This window comes from Loktanella sp. SALINAS62 (genome assembly GCF_018263905.1).
Classification (GTDB): Bacteria; Pseudomonadota; Alphaproteobacteria; order Rhodobacterales; family Rhodobacteraceae; genus Loktanella.
This window is the reverse complement of the sequence record NZ_JAAFZU010000093.1, coordinates 3,545-22,694: the sequence shown is the minus strand read 5'-3', so window position 1 is coordinate 22,694 and position 19,150 is coordinate 3,545. Positions and strand designations below refer to the sequence as shown.

General features: G+C 62.8%; 16 protein-coding genes and 1 pseudogene. 15 read left to right on the top strand and 2 right to left on the bottom strand.

Annotated elements, in window-relative coordinates:
• The first annotated feature begins 42 nt into the window (after nt 1-42).
• The 7 genes from xsc to GZH79_RS18680 are packed head-to-tail and all read left to right on the top strand — an operon-like array spanning nt 43 to nt 8,205.
• Nucleotides 43-1,821, top strand: coding sequence for a sulfoacetaldehyde acetyltransferase (xsc, locus tag GZH79_RS18710; RefSeq protein ID WP_211645289.1), 1,779 nt, complete (start codon nt 43-45; stop codon nt 1,819-1,821).
• Entirely contained in the window at nt 1,821-2,561 is a 741-nt protein-coding gene (locus GZH79_RS18705; protein WP_211645288.1) for a sulfite exporter TauE/SafE family protein, read from the top strand. The genes xsc and GZH79_RS18705 overlap by 1 nt, the downstream gene beginning before the upstream one ends.
• Entirely contained in the window at nt 2,558-3,604 is a 1,047-nt protein-coding gene (locus GZH79_RS18700) for an acetate kinase (RefSeq protein WP_211645287.1), read from the top strand. Before GZH79_RS18705 ends, GZH79_RS18700 begins: the two co-directional genes overlap by 4 nt.
• A complete protein-coding gene (locus GZH79_RS18695; protein ID WP_249219303.1) occupies nt 3,601-6,441 on the top strand; it encodes a molybdopterin oxidoreductase family protein in 2,841 nt (946 codons plus the stop codon). The genes GZH79_RS18700 and GZH79_RS18695 overlap by 4 nt, the downstream gene beginning before the upstream one ends.
• The gene (locus tag GZH79_RS18690) at nt 6,438-6,581 is read left to right on the top strand and encodes a hypothetical protein (RefSeq protein ID WP_211645286.1); all 144 of its coding nucleotides are present in this window, start codon (nt 6,438-6,440) and stop codon (nt 6,579-6,581) included. The genes GZH79_RS18695 and GZH79_RS18690 overlap by 4 nt, the downstream gene beginning before the upstream one ends.
• A complete protein-coding gene (locus GZH79_RS18685) occupies nt 6,578-7,339 on the top strand; it encodes a 4Fe-4S dicluster domain-containing protein (protein ID WP_211645285.1) in 762 nt (253 codons plus the stop codon). The genes GZH79_RS18690 and GZH79_RS18685 overlap by 4 nt, the downstream gene beginning before the upstream one ends.
• The gene (locus tag GZH79_RS18680) at nt 7,336-8,205 is read left to right on the top strand and encodes a DmsC/YnfH family molybdoenzyme membrane anchor subunit (RefSeq protein WP_211645284.1); all 870 of its coding nucleotides are present in this window, start codon (nt 7,336-7,338) and stop codon (nt 8,203-8,205) included. Before GZH79_RS18685 ends, GZH79_RS18680 begins: the two co-directional genes overlap by 4 nt.
• Nucleotides 8,206-8,226: 21 nt before the next feature.
• On the opposite strand, the gene ugpC is transcribed toward GZH79_RS18680, so the two are convergent.
• A complete protein-coding gene (gene ugpC, locus GZH79_RS18675) occupies nt 8,227-9,288 on the bottom strand; it encodes a sn-glycerol-3-phosphate ABC transporter ATP-binding protein UgpC (RefSeq protein ID WP_211645283.1) in 1,062 nt (353 codons plus the stop codon).
• Nucleotides 9,289-9,291: 3 nt separating this feature from the next.
• Nucleotides 9,292-10,098: an IclR family transcriptional regulator gene (locus GZH79_RS18670; protein ID WP_211645282.1), complete on the bottom strand. Its 807-nt coding sequence runs from the start codon at nt 10,096-10,098 to the stop codon at nt 9,292-9,294.
• A gap of 106 nt (nt 10,099-10,204) precedes the next feature.
• On the opposite strand from GZH79_RS18670, the gene GZH79_RS18665 reads away from it, so the two are divergent.
• The 8 genes and pseudogenes from GZH79_RS18665 to GZH79_RS18630 form a co-directional block, all read left to right on the top strand.
• On the top strand, nt 10,205-11,464 hold the full coding sequence (locus tag GZH79_RS18665; RefSeq protein ID WP_211645281.1) for an ABC transporter substrate-binding protein: 1,260 nt from the start codon (nt 10,205-10,207) through the stop codon (nt 11,462-11,464).
• A gap of 108 nt (nt 11,465-11,572) precedes the next feature.
• Nucleotides 11,573-12,523, top strand: coding sequence for a sugar ABC transporter permease (locus tag GZH79_RS18660; protein WP_211645280.1), 951 nt, complete (start codon nt 11,573-11,575; stop codon nt 12,521-12,523).
• Nucleotides 12,523-13,371 (top strand): carbohydrate ABC transporter permease, encoded by an 849-nt coding sequence (locus GZH79_RS18655; protein WP_211645279.1) that lies wholly within the window; start codon nt 12,523-12,525, stop codon nt 13,369-13,371. Before GZH79_RS18660 ends, GZH79_RS18655 begins: the two co-directional genes overlap by 1 nt.
• Nucleotides 13,368-15,446: an alpha-galactosidase gene (locus GZH79_RS18650; RefSeq protein ID WP_211645278.1), complete on the top strand. Its 2,079-nt coding sequence runs from the start codon at nt 13,368-13,370 to the stop codon at nt 15,444-15,446. The genes GZH79_RS18655 and GZH79_RS18650 overlap by 4 nt, the downstream gene beginning before the upstream one ends.
• Nucleotides 15,443-16,330 (top strand): 2-dehydro-3-deoxygalactonokinase, encoded by an 888-nt coding sequence (locus GZH79_RS18645; RefSeq protein ID WP_211645277.1) that lies wholly within the window; start codon nt 15,443-15,445, stop codon nt 16,328-16,330. The genes GZH79_RS18650 and GZH79_RS18645 overlap by 4 nt, the downstream gene beginning before the upstream one ends.
• Nucleotides 16,327-16,932: a 2-dehydro-3-deoxy-6-phosphogalactonate aldolase gene (locus GZH79_RS18640; RefSeq protein WP_211645276.1), complete on the top strand. Its 606-nt coding sequence runs from the start codon at nt 16,327-16,329 to the stop codon at nt 16,930-16,932. Before GZH79_RS18645 ends, GZH79_RS18640 begins: the two co-directional genes overlap by 4 nt.
• Complete coding sequence (locus tag GZH79_RS18635) at nt 16,929-17,756, top strand: SMP-30/gluconolactonase/LRE family protein (RefSeq protein WP_211645275.1); 828 nt, start codon at nt 16,929-16,931, stop codon at nt 17,754-17,756. The genes GZH79_RS18640 and GZH79_RS18635 overlap by 4 nt, the downstream gene beginning before the upstream one ends.
• Before the next feature lie 45 nt (nt 17,757-17,801).
• Nucleotides 17,802-19,150 (top strand): annotated as a pseudogene (locus GZH79_RS18630) (beta-galactosidase); the annotation flags it as partial.

The following is a 19,150-nucleotide window of genomic DNA, read 5'->3' as shown; positions in this document are numbered from 1 at the left end:
TTACACCTTGCCCAGCAACCTTTCAGCCGCAGGACCCGCCCGATGAAAATGACCACCGAAGAAGCCTTTGTCAAAACGCTCCAGATGCATGGGATCGATCAGGCGTTCGGGATCATCGGCTCTGCGATGATGCCGATTTCGGACATCTTTCCCGAGGCAGGCATCACATTCTGGGATTGCGCGCACGAAGGCAGCGCCGGGATGATGGCAGACGGCTACACCCGCGCCACGGGGGCCATGTCGATGATGATCGCCCAGAACGGGCCCGGCATCACCAATTTCGTCACGGCTGTGAAAACGGCCTACTGGAACCACACGCCGCTGCTTTTGGTGACGCCACAGGCCGCGAACAAGACAATCGGTCAGGGTGGATTTCAAGAAGTCGAACAGATGAAACTGTTCGAAGACATGGTCGCCTATCAGGAAGAGGTCCGCGACCCGACGCGCATCGCGGAAACGCTGAACCGCGTCATCATGGCGGCAAAGCGCGCCAGTGGACCCGCACAGATCAACATCCCCCGTGATTTCTGGACACAGGTGATCGACGTGGACCTGCCGCAGATCGTGGCCTTTGAACGCCCCGCAGGGGGTACCGACGCCATCGCGCGGGCTGCGGGTCTGCTGTCGCAGGCAAAATTCCCGGTGATCCTGAACGGTGCTGGCGTCGTTTTGTCGGATGGCGGGATCGCCGCGTCGATGGCGCTGGCGGAACGGCTGGATGCCCCCGTCTGCGTGGGCTACCAGCACAACGACGCTTTTCCCGGCTCTCACCCGCTGTTTGCGGGGCCGCTGGGCTACAACGGCAGCAAGGCCGGGATGGAACTGATCGCACGCGCCGATGTGGTGCTGGCGCTGGGCACCCGGTTGAACCCGTTCAGTACCCTGCCCGGCTATGGCATGGATTACTGGCCCAAGGACGCGCAGATCATTCAGGTCGATCTGAACCCCGACCGCATCGGTCTGACCAAAAAGGTCAGCGTCGGTATCGTCGGGGACGCGGCCAAGGTCGCATCCGCCATTCAGGCAGGCCTGTCGGACAACGCGGGCGACGATGGCCGCGCCGACCGTCGCGCCCTGATCGGGGACACCAAATCCAAATGGGCGCAACAATTGTCCAGCATGGACCACGAAGACGACGACCCGGGCACCACGTGGAACGCACGCGCACGCAGTGACAAACCCGACTGGATGAGCCCCCGCATGGCGTGGCGCGCGATCCAGTCCGCCCTGCCGCGCGACGCGATCATTTCATCGGACATCGGCAACAATTGCGCCATCGGCAACGCCTATCCCAGCTTTGAGGTGGGCCGCAAATATCTGGCGCCCGGCCTGTTCGGGCCCTGTGGCTATGGCCTGCCCGCCATTGTCGGTGCCAAAATCGGCCAGCCTGACGTGCCCGTCGTGGGGTTTGCCGGGGACGGCGCATTCGGGATCGCGTGCAATGAACTGACCGCCATCGGTCGTTCTGAATGGCCTGCGATCACCATGGTCGTGTTCCGCAATTACCAATGGGGCGCGGAAAAGCGCAATTCGACCCTGTGGTTCGACGATAATTTCGTCGGCACCGAACTGGATCAGGGCGTCAGCTATGCCGCGATTGCGCAGGCCTGCGGATTGCAGGGCGTGCAGGTCCGCACCATGGAGGAAACGACCGCCGCGCTGAACGCCGCGATCACCGACCAGATGAAAAACGGCAAGACCACCCTGATCGAAGTGCTGCTGAACCAGGAGCTGGGAGAGCCGTTCCGCCGCGACGCCATGAAGAAACCCGTCAAAGTGGCCGGTATTTCAAAGGATGACATGGCGGCCACACAGGTCTGATGCCCTTCGATCTGACGCCCCAGATCGTGATCGTGCTGGCTGTCGCGTTGTTCGGGGCGGCGCTGGTGCGGGGCTATTCGGGGTTCGGGTTTTCCGCCATTTTCATCGCCGTGGCGGCGCTGGTCACGAACCCGGTGCCGCTGATCCCGGTCGTGTTCCTGTGCGAAATCGCGATGACCGCCCTACAGGCGCGCGGCATCCGGGGCCATGTCGACTGGTCCCGCGCGCTGTGGTTGCTGGCGGGGGCCGCCGTGGCGCTGCCGTTTGCCATTTTTGGCATGCTGGCGCTGCCGGTCCCTGCGGTGCGTCTGGTGATCTCTGTCGTGATCGGTGCCATGGCGCTGGTGCTGCTGTCGGGCTGGTCGCTGAAAACCCGCCTGCCCCTGCCCGCCCATGCAGGCGTCGGTCTGCTGGCCGGAACCGCAAATGCCGCGGGCGTGGGCGGGTTGCCGGTTGCGGCCTGTCTGGGCGCGCAACCGATCCCTGCGGCTACGTTCCGCGCCACGATGATCGTATTTCTGACCGGGATCGACCTCATGACCCTGCCGCTGATGGCGCTGGGCGGCAATGTCACGGGCGACACGTTTCTGGCCGCAGTCATTGCCGCGCCGATCCTTGCGGTGGGAATCCTGCTGGGCAACCGCCGTTTTGCCGCAGCCCCGCCCGCCGCGTTCCGCCGGTTTGCGATCTGGCTGCTGCTGGCGCTGTCGATGCTTGGGCTGATACGGGCACTGGCATGATCCTTGTGCTGAACACCGGATCGTCGTCGGTCAAATCCGCGCTGTTCGATACTGACCTGCGCCAGATCGCCCATTTCTCCGCGACAGAGGTGACGGACCACGCGTCTGCCATCGCCGTCATGCTGGATGACTACACCGCACGGGGCCACAGGTTGACCGCCGCTGCCCACCGCGTCGTGCATGGTGGCGATAGCCTGACCGCACCGCAGCGCATCACCGCCGCCCTGCGCACGGAAATCGCGCGGCTGATCCCGTTGGCCCCGTTGCACAACCCTGCCCATCTGACGGGGATCGATGCGGTGACCGCACTGGCGCCCGATCTGCCACAGGTCGCCGTATTCGATACCGCGTTTCACGCGACCAACCCGCGTGTCGCCACCGCCTATGCGCTGCCGGATACGGGCCACGGGCTGCGGCGCTACGGGTTCCACGGGATCAGCTATCAGGGGCTTGTGGCCGGGCTGGACCCGCTGCCGCCACGGCTTTTGGCGCTGCATCTGGGCAATGGCGCATCACTGTGCGCCATCCGCGACGGTCATTCCGTTGCCACCACGATGGGCTATTCCCCGCTGGAAGGTCTGACCATGGGCACCCGGTCAGGCAGCATCGACCCCAACGCCGTCCTGCGACTGGCACGCGATCTGGGGATCGACGAAACCGCCGATCTGCTGAACCGCCGGTCCGGGCTGCTGGGTCTGGCCGGATCGTCGGACATGCGCACGCTGACCACCCGCGACGACCGGGCCGCGCGCTTTGCCATCGGGCATTTCACCTATTGGGCCGTGCGGCATGCGGGCAGCATGATCGCCGCGATGGGCGGGCTGGACGGAATCGCCTTTACGGGCGGCATCGGGGAAAATGACGTCGCGGTGCGGGCTGCGATCATGGACGGACTGGGCTATATGGGGCTAAGGTTCGACCCGACGGCCAACGCGACAGGAGCATCCGTTTTGCACACCGACACGTCCGCCGTAACCGCCCGGATCGTCCCCGCGACCGAGGAACGCACCATCGCGCGCGCCGCGCAAAAGGTATTGGCATGACCCAACCGACACTTGATCTGTCGCCCAAGGTCTCTGACGAGATCCGCAAGACGACCTGCTACATGTGCGCCTGCCGCTGCGGCATCGACGTGCACATGAAAGAAGGCTCCGACGGCAAGAAACGCGTTGCCTATATCGAAGGCAACCGCGACCATCCCGTCAATCAAGGCGTGCTGTGTGCCAAGGGCAGCGCTGGCATCATGCAGCACAACGCGCCGTCGCGCCTGCGCGCACCGATGCTGCGAACCGGCCCGCGCGGGTCGGGCCAGTACAAGGAAATCAGTTGGGACGAAGCGCTGGATCTGGCCGTCTCCTGGCTGAAACCGATCCGCGACACAGCCCCTGAGAAATTGGCTTTCTTTACCGGGCGCGATCAGTCGCAGTCGTTCACCGGGCTGTGGGCGCAGGGCTTTGGCACGCCCAACTATGCTGCACACGGTGGGTTCTGTTCGGTCAACATGGCAGCGGCGGGCATCTACACGATGGGCGGCGCGTTCTGGGAATTCGGCCAGCCCGACTGGGACCATACAAAGCTGTTCTTGCTGTTCGGCGTGGCCGAAGACCACGACAGCAACCCGATCAAGATGGGCATCGGCAAGCTCAAAGCGCGCGGCGCGCGCATGGTCGGGATCAACCCGGTGCGGACGGGTTACAATGCGGTGGCCGACGACTGGTTTGGCGTGACCCCCGGCAACGACGGGCTGCTGATCCTGTCGCTGGTCCATTGCCTGATGACCGCAGGCAAAATCGACACGGATTATCTGGCGCGGTTCACCAATGCCTCTGTCCTTGTGGATCAGGACCCCAAGTCACCCAACTACGGCCTGTTTCTGCGTGACGACGATCTGCAACCGCTGGTCATCGACAGCCGCACCGGCAAGCCCGCACCGTGGAACGGCCAAGGGGTTGAGCCGCAATTGACCGGCAAGCTGCGCCAGCGCGGAATCACGCATCTCAGCGTGTTTCACCTGATGGCCGATCGCTATACCAACCCCGAACATGCCCCGGAAAACGTGGCCGATCGCGTCGGCATCCCCGCCGCGCGCATCCGGCGGTTGGCGGCGGATATCGCAGATGTCGCATTCAATCAGGAAATCGTGCTGGACCGCGCATGGACCGATTTCCGCGGCAAGTTGCATCCCAATATGGTGGGTCGCCCTGTCAGCATGCACGCTATGCGCGGGATCAGCGCCCATTCCAACGGGTTCCAGACCTGCCGCGCACTGCACATGCTGCAAATCCTGATCGGGGCCGTCGAAACCCCCGGCGGCATGCGGTTCAAGCCACCCTACCCCAAACCGGCCACCGCGCACCCCAAACCCCATTGCAAGGTGGTGCCCGGTCAGGCGCTGAACGGTCCGCATCTGGGTTATCCGCAAGGCCCGGACGATCTGTGCCTTGCCCCCGACGGCACGCCTGCCCGGATCGACAAGGCGTTTACCTGGGAAAACCCGATGTCGGCGCACGGGCTGATGCATATGGTGATTTCCAACGCACACGCGGGCGACCCCTACAAGATCGACACGCTGTTCATGTTCATGGCGAATATGTCCTGGAATTCGTCGATGAACACGCGCGGCGTCATGGACATGCTGACCGATACGGATGCGGACGGCGCATATGTCATCCCGCGGATCATCTATGCCGACGCCTATCAATCCGAAATGGTGGGCTATGCCGACCTGGTGCTGCCCGATACGACCTATCTGGAACGGCACGATTGCATCAGCCTGCTGGACCGTCCGATCTGCGAAGCGGACGCCGCCGCCGACGCGATCCGCTGGCCGGTGGTAGAACCCGACCGCGATGTGCGCGGGTTTCAATCGGTCCTTTGCGATCTGGGCGGGCGTCTGGGCCTGCCGGGCTTTGTCAACGCCGACGGCAGCACGAAATACGCCGATTACGCCGATTACATCCAGCAGCACCTGCGCCGTCCGGGCATCGGGCCACTGGCGGGCTGGCGCGTGGGCGAAAACGGGCTTCAGGGCGGGCGCGGCGATCCCAACGACAGCCAGATCCAGACCTATATCGAAAACGGCGGCTTCTGGATCAAACATATCCCCGACGGGGCCGCCTATTACAAACCGTTCAATCGCGCATATCAGGATTGGGCGGTGGAAACCGGCCTTTACGACGCACCCGCGCCTTATATCTTTCAGCTGTATGTCGAACCGCTGCGGCGGTTCCAGCTGGCCGCCGAAGGACACGGCGATCGCCAGCCGCCCGATCATCTGCGCGGCCAGATCAAGGTCACCATGGACCCGCTGCCAATCTGGTATCCCCCGTTCGAGGATGGCCACGTCGACCCCGCCGAATACAACCTGCACGCCCTGACCCAGCGCCCGATGGCGATGTATCACAGCTGGGGCGGACAGAACGCATGGCTGCGCCAGATCCACGGGCAGAACCCGCTCTATGTGCCGACAAAGGTTTGGGAAAAACACAAATTCCAGGATGGCGACTGGGCGCGTGTCACCAGCGCGCATGGCGCGATTACCGTGCCCGTTGCGCATCAGGCCAGCCTGAACGAAAACACCGTCTGGACGTGGAACGCCATCGGCAAGCGCAAGGGCACCTGGGCACTGGACACAGCCGCCCCCGAAGCGACCAAGGGATTCCTGCTCAACCACCTGATCCACGAATTGCTGCCGCCCAAAGGCGACGGGTTGCGCTGGGCCAATTCCGACCCGATCACGGGACAGGCCGCGTGGTTCGATCTGCGCGTGAAAATCGAACGCTCGGGCGCGCCTGCGGAATCGCAGCCTGTTCTGCCACCGCTGAACATGCCAAAATCGGATACACCCAAAACCCTGCGCTGGAAGGTTGGAAAACCATGAAAATGACACTGCTGCTGATCGCGGCCTTCCTCGCGTTCACCATCGGATCGTTCGTCTGGTATGTCGCCACATGGTCCGATCCCGGTGCCGTCAGCATCATCTTGCCTCAAATACTCCCGCCGGAGGCGGCCACCGCATGACCCAATTGCCACCGCCATCGCAGGTAAAGCTGGGGCTGGTCATTGATCTGGACACCTGTGTCGGCTGTCATGCCTGCGTGGTGGCGTGCAAAGGCTGGAATACCGAAAATTACGGCGCGCCCCTGTCGGACACCGACCCTTATGGCGCCGACCCGTCCGGCACCTTTCTGAACCGCGTGCACAGCTACGAAGTGACACCCCCCGACGGCCCCGCGCAACAGGTGCATTTCCCGAAATCCTGCCTGCATTGCGAAGATGCGCCCTGCGTCACCGTCTGCCCCACCGGTGCCAGCTATAAACGCGCCGAAGACGGGATCGTTCTCGTCAACGAATCCGCCTGCATCGGGTGCAGCCTGTGCGCCTGGGCCTGTCCCTACGGCGCCAGAGAGCTGGACGCCGTCGAGGGCGTGATGAAAAAATGCACGCTTTGCGTGGACCGGATCTATAACGAAAACCTGCCTGAAATCGACCGGACACCTGCCTGCGTGCGCACCTGTCCGTCTGGTGCGCGCCACTTTGGCGATCTGGGCGATCCGGACAGCGCCGTCAGCCAGTTGGTGGCGGATCGCGGCGGGATCGACCTGATGCCGGAACAGGGCACGAAACCGGTGAACAAATATCTACCACCGCGCGCCCGTGACGCCGATCAGATCGACGTGCTCGCACCGTTGCTGGACTCCGTCGCACAGGACGGCAAGGGGCTGGTGGCGTGGATTGACCGGGCGCTGTCGGCGCTGCCCAAGGGTGCGCGCGGATGAACCCCGCACCGTCCGTCATCATTTTCACCACGCTGTCGGGGCTGGGGTTCGGCCTGTTGTTCTGGCTGGGCCTTGGCCTGCCCGATCCCAGCGGCTGGGTGGCGTTCGGTTTCTTCTTTCTGGCCTATGCGCTGGCGGTGGGTGGGTTGATGGCGTCTGCCCTGCATCTGGGGCGGCCGGAACGCGCGATCAAGGCATTCAGCCAATGGCGCACGTCATGGCTGTCACGTGAAGGGATCGCCGCCGTGGCGACCCTGACGCTGGGTGCAATTTATGCGCTGGGCATGTTGTTCGATGCGCGGATCGCGCCGCTGGGCTGGCTGGTCAGTCTGGGATGCGGCGTCACGATCTGGACCACGGCGATGATCTACACCCAGTTGAAAACCGTGCCACGCTGGCATCACTGGACGACGCCCGCCGTATTTCTAAGCCTGTCCGCGGGCGGCGGCGCGCTGCTAGCCAATCAGTCGGTCGCGGCACTGGCGCTGCTGACCATTGCGGCCGTGCTGCAGGTCATCGCGTGGATCACGGGCGACACGCGCCTTGCGACATCCGGCACGACCATGGGGACAGCGACAGGGCTGGGCGACCGGGGCGATGTGCGCGCATTCTTACCGCCGCACACCGGGTCAAATTACCTGTTGCGGGAATTCGTCCATGTGGTCGGGCGGCGGCACGCGATGTATCTGCGGATCATCGGGATGATCCTTGCATTCGGGGTGCCCTTGCCGATCCTTGCCATGGGACTGTCGCATCTGACCGCCGGGATCGCGGTCATCGCCCATCTTTTGGGTGTCTTGTGTCTGCGCTGGCTGTTTTTCGCACAGGCCGAACACGTCGTCGGCCTGTATTACGGCAAACGGTGATGCGGGCGCGGTTCCGGGCCGTCAGGTCCGGATGCGCGCGCCGCTTTCGGTGTCGAACAGATAAATCCTGTTTGCGTCGATGCTGACCCCGACCCGATCCCCGGTGGCGGACCGGTGGTCGCCGCGTTCCTCGATGATCAGCCGCTCTCCTGTATCGCCCACCAGATAGACGTAGGAAACGCCGCCCAGCGATTCCGTCATGTCGACGACATGGGTATCGCCCTGCGCGTCAGTCTGCAGATGCTCTGCACGCATGCCGACTGTGACGGATTTGCCCGCGTGCACGGTTGTCAGATTCAGGTCATAGCTGCCGCGCAGGGCGGGCACGTCCAGTTTGCCGCCCTTGATGTTGCCGTCCATGAAATTCATTGCGGGCGATCCGATGAACCCCGCGACAAATCGGTTGTCGGGATCACGGTACAGATCCATCGGCGCGCCGACCTGTTCGATCACGCCTTTGCGCAGCACGACGATCTTGTCGGCCAGCGTCATCGCTTCGACCTGATCGTGGGTCACGTAGATCATCGTGGCGCCGATGTCCTTGTGCAGGCGCGCGATTTCCACACGCATTTCGACCCGCAGTTCTGCGTCAAGGTTTGACAGCGGTTCGTCGAACAGGAACACCTCTGGCCCGCGCACGATGGCGCGTCCGATGCTGACCCGCTGACGCTGGCCACCTGACAGGGCCGCAGGTTTGCGGTCCAGATAATCGTCCAGCTTCAGGATGCGCGACGCTTCTGCCACCTTTTCGCGGATTTCGGCCTTTGGGTGGCCGTTCATTTTCAGCCCAAAGCCCATGTTGTCGCGCACGGTCATATGCGGATAAAGCGCGTATGTCTGGAACACCATCGCCACGCCACGGTCGGATGGGTCCAGCCGCGTCACATCACGGGTGCCGATTTCGATCTGGCCGCTGGTGGTTTCTTCCAGACCGGCCACCATCCGCAGCAAGGTGGATTTGCCGCAGCCCGAAGGGCCGACAAAGACGCAGAATTCACCGTCCTGAATATCAAGGTCGATCCCGTGGATCACCTGAACGTCGCCATAGGTTTTCTTGACACATGAAAGCGTGACACCGGACATGGGTTATTCCCCCGCTAGCTTGAAATCTTGGGTTGCATGGGCTGGAAAGCTCCATCTTTGGGCGTCGCGCGCGATGGCCTGCGCGGTGTCACGGACACGTGGCGCAAGCTGCGCCAGCGCATCCAGCGATTGACGCGCCGTGGTGCTGGTGACGGATACCGCACCCATAACGCGTTTTGCATCGCTCAGGATCGGGACAGCAACGCATATGATGCCCGGTTCGTGCTCTTCACGGTCAAAACCGAATCCCCGGTCGCGGATCGCGTCCAGTTCTGCCCTGAGCGCGGCGGCCGTCGTGATCGTCTGCGGCGTAAAACGGTGAAATGACTGCTGGGCAATGACACCGGCAATCTGGTCGGGCGGCAGATAGGCCAGCATGACCTTGCCGACGCCCGTGCAGTAAACCGGACCGACGCGACCGGCCTGACTGTACATCGGGATCGGATCGGTTGCGTTGCGTTTATCCAGATACAGCACCTGTGCCGCGTCGATCTGGGCCAGATGCACGGTTTCGCCGGTCTGCGCGCTCAGCGCTTCGATGTGCGGGCTGGCGACCTGTGCCAGCGACGATTGCGCCCATGCCGCATGGGCCAGACGCACCAGCCGGGCACCGGGGGAATAGGTCTGCCGGTCCTGATCGAAATGCAGCATGCCTTGATGCGTCAGGGTTTGCATCAGACGGTAAAGCGTCGGTTTGGGATAGCTTGATCCGTCCAGCACTTCGGAAAAACGAACCGGGCGACCAAAGTCCGCGACCTGATCCAGAACATCCAGTGCCTTACCGACGGTGCCATCGCGTCGTTCCGTCATGTGTGCGTCCTCCCAGTTGACAGCTTAGGGGAGTTGGGTTTTAGTATCAATATCCAAAACAAAGTTTCAAATAGTGAAACCTTGCACGCAAATCTGGGAGGATCACATGCGTTCAATCATCACCACTTCTTTTGCGGCTGTCGTCGCGGCGGCGATCGCCAGCGGAGCTATCGCCCAAGACGACGCCCTGTCGGGCGAGCTGCGAATCACATCCGACATGTCGAACCCGGCACCGCGTGCCGTGATCGAAGGCATGGTCGCGGATTTCGGTGCCATGCACCCCGATCTGGACATCGAACTGACGATCGTGGACCGCGAAGCGTGGAAAACGCAGATCCGCAACGCATTGGGCGCCAACCCGCCGGACGTCGTGAACTGGTACGCCGCCAACCGCATGCGTCCCTATGTCGACGCAGGCCTGTTCGCGGACATTTCCGACCTGTGGGAAGAGGAACAGTTCGCTGCACTGGAATCGACCAAGGGCGCGTTGACGCTGGACGACAAGCAATGGGGCGTGCCCTACACCTACTATCAGTGGGGCGTCTATTACCGCGCCGACATCTTTGAAGAGCTGGGCCTGTCCGAACCCACCACATGGGAAGAAGAACTGGCGAACTGTCAGGCGATCATCGATTCCGGGCGCAAGTGCTATACCATCGGGACCAAGTTCCTGTGGACCGCCGGCGGCTGGTTCGACTACATCAACAGCCGGACCCACGGTTATGATTTCCACATGCAGCTGGCCCGCGGCGAAATTCCGTGGACCGACGATCGTGTGCGCGAGACATTCGCAAACTGGCGTCAGCTGATCGACATGGGCGCGTTCATCGACGACCATCAGACCTATAGCTGGCAGGAAGCGCTGCCTTTCATGCTGAACGGCGAAGCCACGTCTTATCTGATGGGTAACTTTGCTGTGGCCGCGATGCGCGACGGCGGGTTGACCAACGATCAACTGGATTTCTACCAGTTCCCCAAGATCAACCCCGATGTCGCCTACGCCGAGGACGCACCGACCGACACGTTCCACATGGCCAGCGGTGCCCAAAATCCCGATGCGGCACGTGAATTCCTGCGCTATGTAACCAGCGCCGACGTGCAGACCCGCATCAATGCGGGCGATGCATTGGGCCAGTTGCCGATCAACGCAAATGCGTCTGTCGACGACGACAAGTTCCTTCAGCAGGGCTTTGAGATGCTGTCGAACAACGCGACGGGCGGTATCATGCAGTTCTTTGACCGTGACTTTGAAGCGGAAATGGCGTCCGTCGGCATGGAAGGTCTGCAGGAATTCATGGTGTTCCCGGACAATCTGGACGACATCCTGATGCGTCTGGAAGAAACGCGCCAGCGCATCTACCAGTAATGCGGACAGGATCGGGCGCGCCCTGCAACGGGCCGCGCCGGGTCTGAAAATCTGGCCGGATGCAGGATGCTGCGTCCGGCCGTGCGATCCCAGATCAAAGGCATTCCCATGGCCACTGCCCCCATCGTGCCCGACCGTCACCCGCCCGTGCAGCGCGGCTGGTACAAGCGTAACGAGATCCGCCTGACGCCGTGGCTGTTTCTGGCCCCGGCGATGCTGTTCTTTGCCGTCTACGTGATCGTTCCAATCGGACAATCGGTCTGGATCAGCTTTCATGAATGGGACGGTCTGGGCGAAGCGACTTGGGTCGGCACGGCGAACTATGACCGCCTGCTGGGGCTGGGCGATCAGAACATGGATCGCAAATTCGAAACCTCTTTCTGGAACAACATCCGCTGGCTGATCCTGTATCTGCTGGCGATCCCGATGGGGCTGTTCATCGCACTGTTTCTGAACCAGACGGTGACGGGCATCCGCGTCTACAAGTCCCTGTTTTTCTTTCCATTCGTCATCAGTCAGGTCGTCGTGGGTCTGGTGTTTTCGTGGTTCTACCTGCCGCGTGAGGGTCTGCTGAACGCGATCCTTGGCCTTGTGGGTGCAGGCCCGATCAACATTCTGGGCGATCCCGATATGGCGACCTATGGGATCATCGCCGCAGGCCTGTGGCCGCAGACGGCCTATTGCATGATCCTGTATCTGACGGGCCTGAATTCCGTCGATCCCGAACAGGTCGAAGCCGCCCGTCTGGATGGCGCAAAGGGCTGGCGCATGCTGTGGTATGTCGTGCTGCCGCAGCTGAAGCCCGCGACATTCATCGCATTTGTCGTGACCATCATCGGCGCGCTGCGCAGCTTTGACCTGATTTCGATCATGACAAATGGCGGACCCTTCGGGTCCACCCGCGTGCTGTCGTTTTTCATGTTCGAGGAATCGCTGTCAGAATTCGGGTTCCGCATGGGATACGGCGCGGCCATCGCCGTTGTGCTTTTCATCATCATGCTGTTCTTCATCGCCTACTTCCTGTGGTCGATGTGGCGCGACGAAAAGGAGGGGCGCTGATGTTCCCGACACCGATTGCAAAGCGGTCGCGCACGGCGCAGGTCAGCTATCAGGCGTTTTTGCCGTTTGCGCTGATCCTGTGGCTGTTGCCGCTGATCGCCGTGGCGCTGTTTTCGATCAAGCCAGAGGCGGATTTTGCCAATGGCAACTACTGGGGCTGGCCGTCGTCGTTCGAAGGGTTCAACAACTATGGCCGCGTGTTCTTTGAATCGAACATGCCGCGTTATTTGTTCAACTCGCTGCTGATCACCATTCCCACGATGATCGGCGCCGTGGCGCTGTCGGCGATGGCGGGTTTCGCGCTGGGGGTTTACCGGTTCCGGGGTAACCTGCTGTTGTTCTTCATCTTTATCGCGGGCAATTTCGTGCCGTTCCAGATCCTGATGGTGCCGGTGCGTGACCTGACCATCAACCTGGGGCTCTATGATACCATCATGGGGCTGGTGCTGTTCCACGTCGCGTTCCAGACCGGATTCTGCACGCTGTTCATGCGCAATTTCATCCGCGCCCTGCCCTACAGCCTTGTCGAGGCCGCCCGGGTCGAAGGCGTCGCGGAATGGCGCATTTTCTGGTATGTCGTCCTGCCCTTGATGAAACCGGCGTTAGCCGCTTTGGCGGTGCTGATCTTTACCTTTATCTGGAACGATTATTTCTGGGCCGTGGTGCTGACCCAAGGGCCGGGCGCGCAGCCCGTGACCGCCGGGATCACCGAATTCAACAGCCAGTTCCGCGCGGCGTATCACCTGATGAGTGCGGGCAGCATTGTCGCCGCCCTGCCCCCCGTGGCGATGTTCTTTCTGATGCAAAAGCATTTCATCGCCGGCCTGACACTAGGAGCGGTGAAGTGACCCACTATCGTTTGGACGATGCGGGCCAGACGCTGGTTCTGCACGCGCCGCACGACGGCCTGCCGGCTTGTGTCTATTGGGGGGCGCGTCTGCCAGATACGCAGGATCTGGCCGCCCTGACCGCCGCCGCAGAAATTGACCTGACCGGTGGCACGCTGGACGCGCATCCGCGCCTGACGCTGTGCCCGCAGACGGCCGATGCCTTTCCGGGCCAACCGGGGCTGGTGGTGCGTCAGACGGACGGCACGCCGCTGCGCCCGCGGTTCGGTGGCACGACCGTCACGCAAGACGACGGGCTGACGCTGACCTGTGTGGATGCGGTTGCCGGTCTGACCCTGACCTTCTTTTTTGGCATCGACGCGGCTACGCGGATGATGACAGCGCGCACGCTGCTGACCGCAGATGCGCCCGTGCTGTGCGACTGGCTGACGTCCCCCGTCCTGCCCGGCCCACAACTGGCGGACGATGTGATCGACGTCGCAGGCCGCTGGTGCGACGAATTCCAGCTGAACCGCACGCCCTGGGCTGCAGGACTGCGTGCGCGCGACAACCGGACGGGCCGCACCGGGCATGAACATTTTCCCGCCGCGATCCTGCCCGCACGCGGTTGCACCAACACCACCGGAGAGGCGTGGTCCCTGCATTATGCATGGTCCGGCGGTCATCGCATGGTATTGGAAGAATTGCAGGACGGTCGCCGCCAGATCCAGTTCGGCCACGCCACCGGTCTGGACGCGTCACCGGCCACGCGTTTTGAAACGGCCCCCCTGCTGGCCACCTATTCGGGCAGCGGCCTGAACGGTTGCGCCGTAGCATTCCAGCGTCACCTGCGCGACCGCATCGTAACATGGCCTAAACCCGACACGCCGCGTCCGGTTCATTACAACTGCTGGGAAGCGATCTATTTCGACCACGATCTGACTGTCCTGCAGGATATTGCAAACCGCGCCGCCGATCTGGGGGCGGAACGGTTCGTGCTGGATGACGGCTGGTTCGGCAAGCGTGACGACGACACAACATCGCTGGGCGATTGGCGGATCGACCCGCGCAAATATCCCGATGGGTTGGCGCCGCTGATCGAACATGTGCAGGCGCTGGGCATGACCTTTGGCCTGTGGTTCGAACCCGAAATGGTGAATGCCGACAGCGATCTGGCACGCGCGCATCCCGACTGGGTTCTGGGACCGATGGACCAGCCACTCGGGCGGGGGCAATACCTGCTGGACATGGCCAACCCTGCCGTGCGCGACCATCTGTTCACTGTCATAAGCCCGATCCTGTCGGACCACGACATCGACTATATCAAATGGGATCATAACCGCATGTTGCCGCATGCGGACGCCGCCCAGACGCGCGGCACCTATGACCTGATCGACCGGCTACGCACAGCGCATCCGCTGGTCGAAATCGAAAGCTGCGCCTCTGGCGGGGGGCGCATCGACGCGGGTATTCTGGCCCGGACCCAGCGGGTCTGGCTGTCGGATTGCAACGATGCGCAGGAACGGCTGCGCATGCAGCACGACGCCGCGCTGTTCCTGCCGTCGGCCATCACCGGCAGCCATGTCGGGCCCCGCCATTGCCACACCACGGGGCGCGTGCATTCCATCGCGTTTCGCGGCTGGGTCGCAGCCCAGCGTCACATGGGGTTCGAAATGGACCCGCGCGAACTGACCGATGCAGAGGCCACGACCCTGCGGCGCATCACCGATTGGTTCGAAGCAAACCGCGACTGGCTGCGCAGGGCCGATATCCTGCGGCTGGACAGCGCCGATCCATCGGTGATCGCGGAACAGCAGACGGCGCCCGACGCGCATCGTTTCGTCGTGTTCGCGGGCAAGGCCGCCACCAGCCGCCAAAGTGCGCCGCGCCCATTGCGCCTGACCGGGCTGGATGCCGACGCGGTCTACCGTGTGGACATTGCAAACCGGAACGATATCTCTGGCCTGTCGCGCGGGAAACCCGCGCTGAAAACCGGCCCGATTGAACTTTCGGGGCGCGCGTTGATGGCGCTGGGGCTGAACCTGCCCTATGCGTTGCCTGACAGCATGTGGGTGATAGAAGGCCAGCGTTTATGACCGTTTCGTGCACATGGATTGCCGTTGACTGGGGTACCACGCATTTGCGCGCGTGGGCGATGTCGGCCAGTGGCAGCATTCTGGCGGAAGCCAGCAGCGCCGATGGCATGGGCACGCTGGACCGTGCGGGTTTTGGCCCGGCGCTGGACCGGCTGTGCGCGGACTGGGACACGGTTCCGGTGATCGCCTGCGGGATGGTCGGATCGCGGCAGGGCTGGGCAGAGGCACCTTATGCCACCGTGCCATGCGCGCCGTTGACCGGCCCCTTTGCCACCGTGTCGAGCGACCGGTTCACCGTGCAGATCATTCCCGGCCTGAAACAGCCGACGCCCGCCGATGTCATGCGCGGCGAAGAAACGCAGATCGCGGGATTCCTTGCGCAAAATCCAAATTGGGACGGCGTGATCTGTCTGCCCGGCACTCATACCAAATGGGTCCACATCAGCGCCGATGAAGTCGTCAGTTTTCAAACCTGCATGACGGGTGATCTGTTTGCGGCCATCAGCGGCCACACCGTTTTGCGGCATTCCTGCGCCGAAGGCTGGGATGACGCAGGATTTGCCCAAGGGCTGGATGACGCGCTGTCGCGGCCCGAACGGCTGGCCGCGCGCCTGTTCAGCCTGCGCGCCGAATCCTTGCTGCACGATCTGCAACAGCCGCAGGCGCGCGCGCGCCTGTCAGGTCTGTTGATCGGGGCCGAACTGGCCGCGACCAAACCGTATTGGCTGGGCCAGCAGGTCGCTGTGATCGGTGCCGGTGGACTGGCGCATCTTTATGTGACAGCCCTTGCGACCCAAGGCGTCAGCGCCACGCAGGTCAACGCCGAGCGTACGACACTGGCTGGACTGACAGCCGCCTATCATTTGTGGAAGGACACCTTATGAGCCGCCCCATCATCGCCATTCTGCGTGGCGTGACCCCGGACGAGGCGGTCGCGGTCTGTGCCGCCTGCATCGACGCCGGTATCGACCGGATCGAGGTGCCGCTGAATTCCCCAGACCCGTTCGACAGCTTGTCCCGTATGGCCAACGCCCACGGCGATCATGCGTTGATCGGCGCGGGCACCGTTTTGTCGCCAGAGGACGTGAACCGTGTGGCCGACGCAGGTGGCAAACTGGTGGTGTCACCCAACTGCGACGTCCGCGTGATCGCCGCGACCCGCGCCGCTGGATTGCAAAGCTGGCCCGGCGTCATGACGCCGACGGAATGTTTCGCTGCCCTCAAGGCAGGGGCCACGGGGCTAAAGGTGTTTCCTGCCAGCCTGATCGGGCCGGACGGGATCAAGGCGATCCGCGCCGTTCTGCCCCAGGACTGTCAGGTCTTTGCCGTTGGCGGCGCGGGGCCGGATAATTTCGCACAATGGATCAATGCAGGCGCCAGCGGGTTTGGTATCGGGTCCGCCCTTTACACCCCCGGCATGACCGCGGCAGAGGTCGGCACCCGCGCAGAAACCATCGTGACCGCATACGACGAGGCCGCAAGATGATCTTTGACGATACCCATTGCGAACTGGGCGAAGGCCCGCTGTGGCACCCCGAACGCCAGCAGCTTTTCTGGTTCGATATCATGTCCAAAAGCCTGCACACCAAGGGGCAAAGCTGGACCTTTCCCGATTATGTCAGTGCGGCGGGCTGGATCGACCGCGATACACTGCTGGTGGCATCCGCCCGGGCGCTGCACCGGTTCGAAATCGACACCGGCGCGGACTATATCGTGACCGAACTCGAACCCGACAGCGCGCATACCCGGTCAAACGACGGCCGTGCCGACCCAATGGGCGGCTTCTGGATCGGCACGATGGGGATTCAGGCCGAACCCCACGCGGGCAAGATCTGGCGGTTCTGGAAAGGCGAGCTGCGCTGCCTGTTTGCGGACATCACCATTTCCAACGCGATCTGTTTCGCGCCCGATGGCCGCACCGCATATTTCTGCGACACACCCACGCAAAAGATCATGTCAGTCGCACTGGACGCCGACGGTTGGCCCGCAGGTGACCCCCATCTGCACATCGACCTGAGCGAGACCGATTTTCGCCCGGACGGCGCCGTGGTCGACGCCGCCGGAAACCTGTTTTCGGCGCAATGGGGTGCCGGTCGTGTCGCCGTCTATGACCCGCAAGGCGATTTCATCGAAGCGTTCCAGGTGCCGGGCCGCAACAGCTCGTGCCCCGCATTTGGCGGACCGGACCGCCAGACCCTGTTTGTCACGACCGCACGGCAGGGCCTCGATACCCCCGACGACGATCAGGGCCGCACCTATGCCATCGACACCGGCTACACCGGTCAAAAGGAACACCGCGTCATCCTGTGACGCGCTGTTCCTGTTTTCTTTTCCAAAGACTCAAAAGGCCGTTCCATGAACCGCACGCTTGGCGTTTGCTACTATCCCGAACACTGGCCGGAAACGCAGTGGCAATCCGATGCCGACCGCATGGTCGCGGCGGGCCTGACATGGGTGCGGATCGGGGAATTCGCGTGGTCGCGGATCGAACCCGCCCCCGGTCAGTTCGACTGGGACTGGCTGGATCGCGCGGTCACGGTGCTGGGCAATGCGGGCCTGCTGGTCGTGATGGGCACACCCACCGCCACGCCCCCGCGCTGGATGCTGGACAAGCATCCTGACATGATCGCGGTCGACGCACAGGGCCGGCCCCGGACATTCGGGTCGCGGCGGCACTATGATTTCAGCCATCTGCCCTACCGCGAGGAATCGCGCCGCATCGCGCGAATGATGGGCGAACGCTATGGCCGCAATACCCATGTCGCCGCCTGGCAGATCGACAACGAATACGACTGTCACGATACGGCGCTTAGCTATTCAGCCGCCGCCCGGGCGGGATTTCAGGACTGGCTGGCACAGAAATACCAGTCACCCGACGCGCTGAACCGGGCATGGGGCAATGTGTTCTGGTCGATGGAATACGACAGTTTCGATCAGATCGACCTGCCCAACCTGACCGTGACCGAACCGAACCCGTCGCATGTGCTGGATTTCCGTCGCTACAGTTCGGATCAGGTCACAGCCTACAACCGCGCGCAGGTCGACGCGCTGCGACCACTGACGAAAATGCCGCTGATCCACAACTATATGGGCCGCACCCTGACCTTTGACCATTTCGCGGTCGGTGCCGATCTGGATATCGCGTCGTGGGATAGTTATCCAATCGGCTTTCTATCGGACCGGATCGAAGGAACAGAGGCCGAAAAGCAAGCTTTTCTGCGGCAGGGCCACCCCGACAATCAGGCGTTTCACCACGATCTTTACCGCGCGGTCGGCAAGGGTCGGCTGTGGGTCATGGAACAGCAACCCGGCCCGGTCAATTGGGCCCCCTACAATCCCGCCCCCTTGCCCGGCATGGTGCGTCTGTGGACGTGGGAAGCCTTCGCCCACGGTGCGGAAGCCGTCTGCTATTTCCGCTGGCGGCAGGCGCCGTTTGCACAAGAACAGATGCATGCGGGCCTGTTGCGCCCCGACGATGCCCCCGCCCCCGGTCTGGCAGAGGCGCGACAGGTTGCCGATGAACTGGCCGCTTTGCCCGACGTGGCAACGGGACAGGCAAGCGTGGCGCTGATCTTTGACTACGAAAGCGCGTGGGCGTGGGACACGCAACCGCAGGGCGCTGATTTCGAGATGTTCCGCCTTGCCTTTGCCGCTTATCGGGCGCTGCGGCGTCTGGGGCTGAGCATCGACATCCTGCCGCCTGA